The organism is Allostella sp. (genome assembly GCF_041913585.1).
GTDB lineage: Bacteria > Pseudomonadota > Alphaproteobacteria > ATCC43930 > Allostellaceae > Allostella.
This window is the reverse complement of record NZ_JAYSFE010000143.1, coordinates 1-10,880: the sequence shown is the minus strand read 5'-3', so window position 1 is coordinate 10,880 and position 10,880 is coordinate 1. Positions and strand designations below refer to the sequence as shown.

The 10,880-nt window shown below is 72.8% G+C and carries 13 protein-coding genes; all 13 read right to left on the bottom strand.

Annotated elements, in window-relative coordinates; all coding sequences use genetic code 11:
* Positions 1-677, bottom strand: a 677-nt coding sequence (locus ACE3Q3_RS20495; protein ID WP_374449101.1) for an ATP-dependent metallopeptidase FtsH/Yme1/Tma family protein, incomplete at its 3' end; no start/stop codon positions are given.
* Between the two features lie 120 nt (positions 678-797).
* Positions 798-2,069, bottom strand: coding sequence for a tRNA lysidine(34) synthetase TilS (gene tilS / locus ACE3Q3_RS20490; RefSeq protein WP_374449100.1), 1,272 nt, complete (start codon positions 2,067-2,069; stop codon positions 798-800).
* A 14-nt stretch (positions 2,070-2,083) separates the two neighbouring features.
* Positions 2,084-3,097 carry a tol-pal system protein YbgF gene (ybgF, locus tag ACE3Q3_RS20485; protein ID WP_374449099.1) on the bottom strand — a complete coding sequence of 338 codons (1,014 nt, stop codon included), beginning with the start codon at positions 3,095-3,097 and terminating at the stop codon, positions 2,084-2,086.
* Positions 3,098-3,210: 113 nt separating this feature from the next.
* Positions 3,211-3,747 (bottom strand): peptidoglycan-associated lipoprotein Pal, encoded by a 537-nt coding sequence (pal, locus tag ACE3Q3_RS20480; protein ID WP_374449098.1) that lies wholly within the window; start codon positions 3,745-3,747, stop codon positions 3,211-3,213.
* A 148-nt stretch (positions 3,748-3,895) separates the two neighbouring features.
* Positions 3,896-5,260 (bottom strand): Tol-Pal system beta propeller repeat protein TolB, encoded by a 1,365-nt coding sequence (gene tolB / locus ACE3Q3_RS20475; RefSeq protein ID WP_374449097.1) that lies wholly within the window; start codon positions 5,258-5,260, stop codon positions 3,896-3,898.
* The gene (locus ACE3Q3_RS20470; protein WP_374449096.1) at positions 5,257-6,516 is read right to left on the bottom strand and encodes a hypothetical protein; all 1,260 of its coding nucleotides are present in this window, start codon (positions 6,514-6,516) and stop codon (positions 5,257-5,259) included. The genes tolB and ACE3Q3_RS20470 overlap by 4 nt, the downstream gene beginning before the upstream one ends.
* Positions 6,517-6,545: 29 nt before the next feature.
* Positions 6,546-7,016, bottom strand: a complete 471-nt coding sequence (gene tolR, locus ACE3Q3_RS20465; RefSeq protein WP_374449095.1) for a protein TolR — start codon at positions 7,014-7,016, stop codon at positions 6,546-6,548.
* A gap of 4 nt (positions 7,017-7,020) precedes the next feature.
* Entirely contained in the window at positions 7,021-7,746 is a 726-nt protein-coding gene (gene tolQ / locus ACE3Q3_RS20460; RefSeq protein ID WP_374449094.1) for a protein TolQ, read from the bottom strand.
* A gap of 17 nt (positions 7,747-7,763) precedes the next feature.
* Positions 7,764-8,231, bottom strand: a complete 468-nt coding sequence (gene ybgC / locus ACE3Q3_RS20455; protein WP_374449093.1) for a tol-pal system-associated acyl-CoA thioesterase — start codon at positions 8,229-8,231, stop codon at positions 7,764-7,766.
* Complete coding sequence (ruvB, locus tag ACE3Q3_RS20450) at positions 8,224-9,288, bottom strand: Holliday junction branch migration DNA helicase RuvB (protein WP_374449092.1); 1,065 nt, start codon at positions 9,286-9,288, stop codon at positions 8,224-8,226. Before ruvB ends, ybgC begins: the two co-directional genes overlap by 8 nt.
* Entirely contained in the window at positions 9,285-9,896 is a 612-nt protein-coding gene (gene ruvA, locus ACE3Q3_RS20445) for a Holliday junction branch migration protein RuvA (protein WP_374449091.1), read from the bottom strand. The genes ruvB and ruvA overlap by 4 nt, the downstream gene beginning before the upstream one ends.
* A complete protein-coding gene (ruvC, locus tag ACE3Q3_RS20440) occupies positions 9,893-10,468 on the bottom strand; it encodes a crossover junction endodeoxyribonuclease RuvC (RefSeq protein WP_374449090.1) in 576 nt (191 codons plus the stop codon). The genes ruvA and ruvC overlap by 4 nt, the downstream gene beginning before the upstream one ends.
* A 4-nt stretch (positions 10,469-10,472) precedes the next feature.
* A partial coding sequence (locus ACE3Q3_RS20435) for a YebC/PmpR family DNA-binding transcriptional regulator (protein WP_374449089.1) occupies positions 10,473-10,880 on the bottom strand: 408 nt, incomplete at its 5' end.

Below are 10,880 nucleotides of genomic sequence, written 5' to 3'. Positions count from 1 at the left end.
GAGATGGTGAAGAAGGGCACGTTCGCCTCGCCGGCGATGGCGCGGGCGAGCAGGGTCTTGCCGGTGCCGGGCGGGCCGACCAGCAGGACGCCCTTGGGGATGCGGCCGCCCAGGCGCTGGAACTTCTGCGGGTCGCGCAGGTACTCGACGATCTCCTCCAGCTCCTGCTTGGCCTCGTCGATGCCGGCGACGTCGTCGAAGGTGACGCGGCCGACCTTCTCGGTCAGCAGCCGCGCCCGCGACTTGCCGAACCCCATGGCCCGGCCGCCGCCCGACTGCATCTGGCGCATGAAGAAGATCCAGACGCCGATCAGCAGCAGCATCGGGAACCACTGGATCAGCACGTAGAGCAGCGACGGCGAGCCCGAATCCTCCGGCGAGGCGGCGATCCGGACATTGTGCTGCGTCAGCTTGCCGACGAGGTTGGCATCGCGCGGGGCGTAGGTCGTGAACGCCCGGCCGTCGCTGAAATGCCCCGACAGCGTGCTGCCGCCGCCGCCGGCGGTCTGGATGGTGACGTCGGACACCCGCCCGTTCGTCACCTCGTTGAGGAAGTCGGAATAGGCGAGGCTCGACTGCGGGCCACGCGTCGTCGACCCCTGGAAGAGGTTGAACAGCGCCACGAGCAACAGCCCGATGATGACCCAGAGAGCGAGATTCTTGCCGAAATTGTTCACGTTCGGGGCCCTTCCCCTCCGCATCCGGAGCGACCGCGGCCATGCCGCCGTAGACCCCGATCGATGTTCGGACCGGCGATCGTCCCGCCGGCCCTTTCCACAAATAATGCGACCCTCGCATTAAACAACCGCGAACGGCCCACCTGCAAGCGCACGCACGGGCTGGAACCACGCCTCGACCCGCGGCACATCCTCGCGGGCCCGCCAGCCGGCGGTCGGAATCGCGAGCAGCGCGTCGCCGCACCAGATGGCGGGCAGGGTCGGCCGCACCGGCCCGGGCACGCCGGCGAGGCAGTCGCGCGGCGCCGGGCGCCGGTCGCCGAGCGCGCCGACGCGACAGGAGGGCGGCATTCCCGGCGGAACCGCCAGGGCGAAGCGATCGTCCCATCGCACGACGGACGACGCGGCCAGCGGCACGTCCGGCCCCGTCGCGGCCGGCTCGCGGCAGGCGAGCACCTGGCCGCGCCAGGGCAGGAAGCGGCAGCCGCCCAGGGTCCGCGGGGCGAAGGGCGCGCCGAGCGCCATCCGCAGCCGTTCGATCGCGGCGCCGCGGGCGCCATGGACGCCGGGATCGCCGACCGTGGCGACGACACCCTGCAGCAGCCGGCGCACGACGTCGGCCGGAAGGGCGGCCAGCCCGCCCGCGGCGAGGAGAAGATGGCCCTCGGGCGCGACGCGGACGTGGTCGGCGGCGGCGCGGGCGACCTGCCGCTCGAGGCCGGCCCGCCGGAGGCCCGCGCCCGCGGCGGCGGCCAGCAGGGTGTCCGCATCGATCCCCTCGCGGCGCAGGCGCACGCGCCGGAAGCGGACGTCGTCGTTGCTCGGGTCCTCGATCCAGTCCTGGCCGCGCGCGTCGAGCGTCGCCGTCAGGCGGCCGCGGGGCATGGCGAGTAGCGGCCGGAGCAGCCGCGGTCCGTCCGTCTCCCGGCAGGGCGCCATGCCGGCGAGGCCATCCTGGCCGCTCGCCCGGCCGGCGCGGATCGCCACGGTCTCCGCCTGGTCGCCGCGATGGTGCCCGACCAGCAGGTGCAGGATGCCCGCCTCCCGGCAGGCGGCGGCGAGGAGACGGTAGCGGAACTCGCGGGCCGCCGCCTGGATCCCCACCGCCGGGCGAGGGCCGTCGTGGCTGAGGACGCGATGCCGGATGCCCCGGCCGGCGAGCCAGCGCCCGACCCGGGCCGCCTCGGCCGCGGCCTCCGGCCGCAGGCCGTGGTCGACGGTGAGGCCGAGCACCGCGCCGCCACGGGCGGCGGCCCATTCGGCGGCCAGCAGGGTGAGCGCCATGCTGTCGCGCCCGCCCGAGACCGCCACCGCGAGTTCGGGCCCGGGCTCGAACGGCGCGAAGCCGGCCATCGCCGCCGCGAACTCGGCGGCGGCGATGGGCGCGTCCACTGCCTGGGCAGCCGTCAGCAGCCGAGGCGCTGGCGCTCGCGCTTGGCCCGATCCTTGATGTTGGCCGGGGCGTCCGGCGACTGGTCGAGGCGCCCGAGTGCCGCGCAGGCTTCCGGCTTCTTGTTGATCTGGGCCAGCGACATGCCGAGCTTCAGCAGGTTGTCCGGCGCCTTGGCATTCTTGGGATAGCGCTGGAAGCCCTCGCCGAAGGCGATCGCCGCGTTCTGGTAGTCCTGGCGGACATAGTAGGTCTCGCCCAGCCAGTATTGCGCGTTGCCGGCAAGCCCGTCGTTCGGATGCTGCCGCAGGAACGCCTTCAACGCCCGCTCGGCGCCGGCATAGTCGGCCTTGGCGAGCAGCGCGAACGCCTGGTCATATTGCTGCTGGGGCGCACCGGCCGGCAGCGTCCCCTCCGGGCGCGGCACTGCGGCGGTCTGCTCGGGGGCGCGCGGCGCCGCCGGCGGCGGGGACGATGCGGGCGGCGCACCGGCCGCCGGCCGCTGGGTCGTGGTTCCCGGTCCGGGAGGAGCGATCACCCGCGCTTGGCCAGGCGGCGGCAGCTCGCCCGAAGCCGGCAATGGCGTCGGGGCGGCGCGCGGCGGTTCCGGCGCGGGCCGGGGCGGCTCGGCCCGGGGCGCATCCGGACGGGGCGCATCCGGACGGGCGGGCTCGGCCGCCGCCGTCTGGCGGCCGCCGCGCTCGAGTTCGCCCAGGCGGAAGTCGAAATCGCGCTGCGCCCGCTCCTGCTGCTGGCGGCTCTGCTGGATCTGGTGCGTCAGTTCCTCGATCCGGCCGGTGAGGATGCGGATCTGCTCCTCGAGCTGGCCGATCCGGGTCTCCTGCTCGGCCAGCGCCGGCTGCCCGTACTGACCTTGCCCGTACTGGTTTTGGCCGTACTGGTTTTGGCCGTACTGGTTTTGGCCATAGGGGGAAGGCTGGCCGTACTGGGGGGCGCCGTACGGCTGGGCCGCGGCGGTCCCGGCCATCAGCGTCGAAGCCAGCAGGGTGGCAATCCAGGGACGCGACATCGTCGCCCTCCTCCTCGTCTCACCAGGGGCCGGGACCGGCGGAAGCGCCGGCGGCTCGCGATCGAACGCGCAGCCGGCGCTTCCGGGTCCCGTGCCGAAGCAGCGGACCGCCGTCAGTTGACGACGGTGACGGCGCGCCGGTTCTGGGCGTAGGCGGCCTCGTTCGACCCCACCACCGCCGGGCGCTCCTTGCCGTAGCTGCTGGTCGAGACGCGGGCGGCGGGAATGCCGAGCGCCACCATGTAGTTGCGCACCGCGACCGCGCGGCGCTCGCCGAGCGCGAGGTTGTATTCCCGGGTGCCGCGCTCGTCGGCGTGGCCTTCGATCACGATGCGGGTGTTGGGATAGCGGCGCAGCCACTCGGCCTGACGGGCGACCGTCTCGCGGGCCTCACCATTGAGGTCGGAGCGGTCGGTGTCGAAGAACACGCGGTCGCCGACATTGACCTCAAGGTCGCGCTGCGAGCCCGGGACGGCATCGCCGGCGCCGAGCCCCTGGGAAGACACGCCGGACCGGCTGCCGAGCCCGGCGGAGTCGACGCCGGAGGTCGTGGACCCGGCGGTGCCGTCGGTCGCCGCCGTCTCGGGCGTGCTCTCGCAGGCTGCCACCAGCAGGACGGCGGCAACCAGGCTCAGAATCTTCGTGCGCATGCGCTGTTTCTCCTTCGGCATGTGCTTGGGTTGGTCATGATCGGTGGTGGTCCGCAGCGCCCGTCCAGGTGAATCCCGGGCGGATTTCCAGCCCGGCTTCACAAGAAATCGCGGTCTTCCTGCTGCCGGGCACGATATCTAGGCCAAGTCAAGGAATCAAGGGCGACCAGGCCGGGTCCGAGGCGTCCTGGGGCGTCAGCACTTCGCGCTCGTTGAAGCCCGAGATGTCGATCGTGAAGAGGCGCGACGCGCCGCCGCGCCCGCCGCGGTCGGTCGACTGCTGGCGGAAGAACATGAGCACGCGGCCGTTCGGCGCCCAGGTCGGGCTCTCAACCAGGAACCCGTCGGTGATGATGCGCTCGCCCGAGCCGTCGGGGCGCATGACGCCGATCGAGAACTTCCCGCCCTCCATCTTGGTGAAGGCGATGAGGTCGCCGCGCGGCGACCAGGCCGGGGTGGCGTAGCGGCCGGAGCCGAAGCTGATGCGGCGGACCCCCGAACCGTCGGCCCCCATGACGTAGAGCTGCTGGGCGCCGCCGCGGTCGGAGTTGAAGACGATCTCGCGCCCGGTCGGCGAATAGCTGGGCGAGGTGTCGATCGCCGGATGGTTGGTCAGCCGCTGCATGGCGCGGCTGCGCAGGTCCATGGTGTAGATCTCGGTGTTGCCGTCCGACGACATGCTCATGATGACCTTGTTGCCGTCGGGCGAGAAGCGCGGGGCGAAGGTCATGCCGGGGAAGTCGCCGATCGCCTCGCGGCGGCCGGTGTCGATGTTGAGCACATAGACCTTGGGCTGGCGCTCGCCGAAGGTCATGTAGGCGATCTCCTGCGCCGTCGGCGAGAAGCGGGGCGTCATGACGAGGCTGCTGCCGTCGGTCAGGAAGCGGTGGTTGAAGCCGTCCTGGTCCATGATGGCGAGGCGCTTGGTGCGCTGGTTGGCCGGCCCGGATTCGGCGACATAGACGATGCGGGTGTCGAAATAGCCCTCCTCGCCGGTGATCCGCTTGTAGATCGCGTCGGCGATGATGTGGGCGATCCGGCGCCAGTTGTTGGGCTGCGTGAAGTAGGCGAGCCCGGTCATCTGCTGTTCGGCGAAGACGTCCCACAGCCGGAACTCGACCTTGAGGCGGCCGTCGCCCATCCGCTCGACGGAGCCGGTGACCAGCGCCTGGGCGCTGATGACGCGCCAGTCCTGGAAGCGCGGCGTGCCGCGCAGCGCCTGCGGGTCCTGGAGGAAGGAGCGCTGGTCGAGCGGCCGGAAGAAGCCGGAGCGCTCGAGGTCGGCCGTCACCACCTGGGCGATCTCGCCGCCGGTCGCGGCGTCGGGGCCGGCGCCCGAGAAGCGGGGAATGGCGATCGGCATCGGCTGCACGCGGCCGCGCGTGATGTCGATCCGCAGCTCGGCCATGGTCTCGCGGGCCGTCCCGGCCAGCGCCGCCAGCCCCAGGATCGCGAGGCAGGCGAGGCGCAGCAGCGCGGACGGCAGGCGGACGGCGGTTGCGGCGTGCGTCATGTCCCGAAATCCTTTGGATTGAACGCAAATACGGTCGATTTCCACTCTTCGTACTTGCCGCGCGGCAGCGGCAGCGGGTGGCAGTCCGGGTTCAGGACGGCACGGCGCGCGCTCTCGGCCACGGCGCGGAAGCGGGGATCGTTCTGGCCGCCGCTGGAATCGAGGATGCGGGCTTCGCGGACATTGCCCTGGACATCGATCTGGACCCGGATTTCGACGACGATGTGCTGGATGTCCTTGGCGGCCGCCGGGATGTTCCAGCACCGCGAGACCTGCTGCCGCACCGCGTCCATCTCGCTCGAGGTCAGGGTGTGGGCGATCGTCGGCGCCGCCGCGGCGACCTGGGTGCGCGCCGGCGGCGCCGGCGCGGGTGCCGCCCGCTGCGGACTGACCGGACGCGGCTCGGGCCGGCTGGGGCTCGGCCGCAGGTTGTTGAGGATCGCGTTGACGTCGAAATCGGGCGTCGGCTTCGCGTCCTTCTTGGGCTCGGCCTTGGCCGTCGCCTTCGGATCGGCGTGGGCCTCCTTCTTCGGCTCCGGCTTCTTCGGCTCGGGCTTGGCCGCGGCCTGCGCCTTCGGCGGCTCGGGCTTCGGAGGCTCGACCTTGGCCGGCTTCGGCGGCTCGGGCTTCGGCGGTTCCGGCTTCGGGGGCTCGGCCTTGGCGGGTTCGGGCTTGACGGGCTCGGGCTTCGGCTTGGGCTGCGGGCGCGGCGCCGGCTCGACGGCCGCGACCTGCGGCTTCGGCGGCTCCGGCTTGGGAGGCTCGGGCTTCGGCGGCTCGACCTTGGCCGACTTGGGGGGCTCGGGCTTGGGCGGCTCCGGCTTGGCCGGCTTCGGCGGTTCCGGCTTGGCAGGCTCCGGCTTCGGCGCCGGCTTGGGGGCCGGCGGCGGGGGCGGAGGCGGCGGAGGTGGGGGCGGCGGCGGGGGCGGCTTCGGCGGCTCCGGTTTCGGCGGCTCGGGCTTCGGCGGTTCGGGTTTCGGGGGTTCCGGCTTCGGCGGCTCGGGGGCCGGCGCCTCGGCGCGCAGCGGCTCGGGCTTGGGGAGCGGGCGCGGCGGCGGGCGCAACGACTGCGTCGGCGCCGCCGCCTTCTCCGCCACCGTCACCATCTCGAACACGACCGGGACATCCTCGCGCGGCTCGGGCTTGAACAGCTCCGGCAGGCCGACGAGCACCAGCGCGATCACTCCGGCATGCAGCGCCGCCGAGCCGACGAGGGCGCGCTTCATGCCGGATCCGGTTTCGTTGGCTTCGCGCACGACCAGATGTTCTCCGCGGCTCTGCCGGGCTAGCGCTGGCGGCCGCGCCGGGGCGCTTCCTCGGGCGCCGCCGCCGGCAGTTCGGCGATCAGCGCGACGCGCGCGAAGCCGGCCGCGTTGAGCGCGCCCATGACCTCCATCACCCGGCCGTAGACGATGTTGCGGTCGCCGCGGACGAAGACGCGCGCCTCGCGGTCGTTCTCGGTCACCGCGACCAGCCGGGCGACGAGGTTGTCGAGCGTGGTTTCCGCCTCCTGCAGGAAGATCTTGCCCTGCGCGTTGACGGATACGGTCACCGGCTCCTTCTGTTCGCTGATCGTCGGCGCCGACGCCTTCGGCAGGTCGACCGGGACGCCGACGGTGAGCAGCGGCGCGGTGACCATGAAGACGATGAGCAGCACCAGCATGACGTCGACGAACGGCGTCACGTTGATCTCCGACATGGGGACGTAGCGCCGGCCGCCGCGGCCGCTCGCGCGCTTGAGGACGGCTCCGGCCATCGGCTCAGCCCTTCTCGTCCATCTGCCGCGACAGGATCGCCGCGAACTCCGACGTGAAGGCGTCGAGGCGGCCGCCGTAGCGCCCGATCTCCGTCGACAGCTTGTTGTAGGCGATGACCGCCGGAATCGCCGCGACCAGGCCCAGCGCCGTCGCGAACAGGGCCTCGGCGATGCCGGGCGCGACGACGGCGAGGGAGGTGTTCTTGGAGGCCGCGATCGACTGGAAACTGTTCATGATGCCCCAGACCGTGCCGAGCAGGCCGATGAAGGGCGCCGTCGAGCCCACCGAAGCGAGGAACGACATGTAGCGCTCCAGCCGCTCCATCTCGCGGCCCGCCGCGACGCCCATCACGCGCTCGATCCGCTCCTGCAGGTTGCCGCGCAGCGATTCCGTCGCGATCAGCCCGCGCGCCGCCGAGCGCCGCCATTCCCGCATCGCCGCCGCGAAGACCATCGCCATCGGATCGGCGGGACGGGCACCGACGCGGTCGTAGAGGTCGTCGAGCGACCCGCCCGACCAGAAGCTCTCCTCGAACTCGCGGGCCCGCTTGTTCAACCGGCGCAGCCGCGTCCACTTGTCGAAGATCACGGCCCAGCACCAGAGCGACAGCACCAGCAGGACCAGCATCACGACCTTCACGACGGCGTCGGCCTGGAGGAAGAGTCCCCAGATCGACAGGTCGTGGGCCGATCCGCCCAGGTTCATGGCATCGACGGCGCGATTCTCCATCGGATTTCGGCTCGCATTTACAGGGTTGATTGTGGCGTCACCAAGGCTTCGAGCGTCGCCCGCAGCGCGGCCGGCAGCCGCACCGCGCGGCCGTGCCTGCGGTCGATGCAGGCGAGCCGCACCGAGAGCCGCGCGAGGTCGGTGCCGTCGCGCGCGACCCGCTGCTCGAGGTCGAGGCGGGCGGCGCCGACATCGACGATGCGCGAATGCACCGAGATCGCGTCGTCGAGCCGGGCGGGCGAAAGGTAGTCGGCGGCGCAGCGGCGGACCGCCCACAGCACGCCCGCCGCGTCCATCAGCCGGCGGTGGTCGGTGCCGGCGGCGCGCATCATCTCGGTCCGGGCGCGCTCGGCGAACTTGAGGTAGTTGGCGTAGTAGACGATGCCGGCCGCGTCCGTGTCCTCGTAGTAGACGCGGAGCGGCAGCACATGGACGCCGGCGGCGAGCCGGCCCTCGGGCGGGCCGGCGAGGGTGTCGTCAGCCACCGCCGGCCTCGTCGCTCGCCAGGAGGTCGAACTGCGCCGGCGCCACGCTGCGCGGCGGCAGGCCGAGATAGTCGTAGGTCTGGCTGGTCACGAGCCGCCCGCGCGAGGTCCGCTGCAGGAACCCCTGCTGGATCAGGTAGGGCTCGATCACCTCCTCGATGACGTCGCGCTGCTCGGAGAGCGCCGCCGCCAGCGTCTCGACGCCGACCGGCCCGCCGGCATAGTTGTCGGCGATGCAGCGCAGGTAGCGGCGGTCCATGGCGTCGAGCCCGCGCGGGTCGACGTCGAGCCGGCGCAGGGCGGCGTCGGCCTCGGCCGCGCCGACCCGCTGCGCGCCGGCGATCTCGGCAAAATCGCGCACCCGCCGGAGCAGCCGCCCGGCGATGCGCGGCGTGCCGCGCGAGCGGCGCGCGATCTCGTCGGCGCCGTCCGGCGCGAGGTCGAAGCCGAGGACGCGGGCGCCGCGGGCGACGATGCCGCGAAGTTCGTCCGGCTCGTAGAACTCGAGGCGCAGCGGAATGCCGAAGCGGTCGCGGAGCGGCGTCGTGATGAGGCCGGAGCGCGTCGTCGCGCCGACCAGCGTGAAGGGCGGCAGGTCGATCTTGACCGAGCGCGCCGCCGGCCCCTCGCCGATGATGAGGTCGAGCTGGAAATCCTCCATCGCCGGATAGAGCACCTCCTCGACCGCGGGCGAGAGGCGGTGGATCTCGTCGATGAAGAGGACGTCGCGCGGCTGCAGGTTGGTGAGCAGCGCCGCGAGGTCGCCCGCACGCAGGATCACCGGCCCCGAGGTGGCGCGGAAGCCGACGCCGAGTTCGCGGGCGACGATCTGGGCCAGGGTCGTCTTGCCGAGGCCGGGGGGGCCGAAGAAGAGCACGTGGTCGAGCGCCTCGCCGCGGCCGCGCGCGGCGTCGATGAAGACGCGCAGGTTGTCGCGCACGCCGCGCTGGCCGACGAACTCCTCCAGGCTGAGGGGCCGGAACGAGGCCTCGCCGACATCGTCGGCCTGCCGCTCCGGCGCCACCGGGCGCGTCGGACCGCCCGTCCGCGCGCTCACGACGCCAGCTCCGCGAGGCCGGCGCGGATGAGCGCCTCGATCGGGGCGTCGGCGCCGAGTCGCCGCTGCGCCCCGGTCACCGCGCCGAAGGCGTCGATGCGGCGGTAGCCGAGATTGACCAGCGCCGAGACCGCATCCTCCGCCGCCCCGCCGAGCGCGGCCGGGGCCGTGCCACGGCCGCCGTCGAGCGGCGCCACGGTCGCGATGCCGCCGACCTTGTCCTTGAGTTCGTTGACGATGCGGGCGGCGAGCTTCGGGCCGACCCCGTCGGCCCTGGCCAGGGCGGCCTTGTCCTGGAGCGCGATCGCCGCCGCCAGTTCCTGCGCGGTCAGAGCCGACTGGACCGCGAGCGCGACCCGGCTGCCGACGCCCTGGACCGTCGTCAGCAGCCGGAACCAGTCGCGATCGGCGGCGTCGAGGAAGCCGTAGAGATGGATATGGTCCTCGCGGACATGGGTGATGACCGCGAGGCTGACCGCCTGGCCCGGCGCCGGCAGCCGGCCGAGCGTGCGTCCCGAACAGTAGGCGAGGTAGCCGACGCCGCCGACATCGACGACGCAGGCGTCCGCCTCGACCGAGTCGAGCACGCCCGAGAGCTTGGCGATCACGGGCGTGTCCCGGCCGGAGCGCGCCGCCCGATCGCCGCCGCCGGCTGCATCCAGGCGCGCTGCGTCGCGCGGTGATGGGCGTGGCAGATGGCGACGGCCAGCGCGTCGGCGGCGTCCGAGCGCGCCGGCAGCGAGCCCGGCAGCAGCCGGCGCACCATCATCTCGACCTGCGCCTTGTCGGCATGGCCGGCGCCGACCACGGACTTCTTGATCAGGTTGGCGGAATATTCGTGGACCGCCATGCCGCGTTCGGCCGGCGCCAGCAGCGCGATGCCGCGGGCGACCCCGAGCTTCAGGGTCGAGGCCGGGTTCTTGTTGACGAAGGTCTCCTCGACCGCCGCCTCGCCCGGCGCGAACTCCTCGATGACGGCGACGAGGCCGCGGTAGAGCTCGACCAGGCGCTCGGCGAGCGGCCGGCGTTCGTCGGACGAGACGGTGCCGTCGGCGACGTGGCTCAGCCGGCTGCCCGAAACGTCGACGACGCCCCAGCCGGTGTGCCGCAGCCCGGGGTCGAGCCCGAGCAGCCGCACCCGGTCCGGTGCCGGCGCCCCACCGACCGCGGCCCGGGCCACCAACTCAGGCGCCCGCGCGGCCCATCGCCGCCTCGCTCGCCTCGAAGTTCGCATGGACGTTCTGCACGTCGTCGTTGTCTTCCAGCGTGTCGAGCAGCTTGAAGAGCGTCTCGGCCGTGTCGTCGTCGACCGGCGTCACGGTGCGCGGCCGCCACACGAAGCCGGCGCCCTGCGGGGCGCCCAGCTTCGCCTCCAGCGTCTCGCGGACCTGGTTCAGGCTTTCGGGCGCACACAGGATCTCGTGGCCCCCGTCGTCCGACTGCACGTCGTCGGCGCCCGCCTCGACCGCCATCTCGAAGAGCGTGTCGGCATCGCCCGCCTCGGCGGGATAGCGGACCGATCCCAGGCGGTCGAAGAGGAAGCCGACGCTGTTGGTCTCGCCCAAGGCCCCGCCATGCTTGGTGAAGGCCGA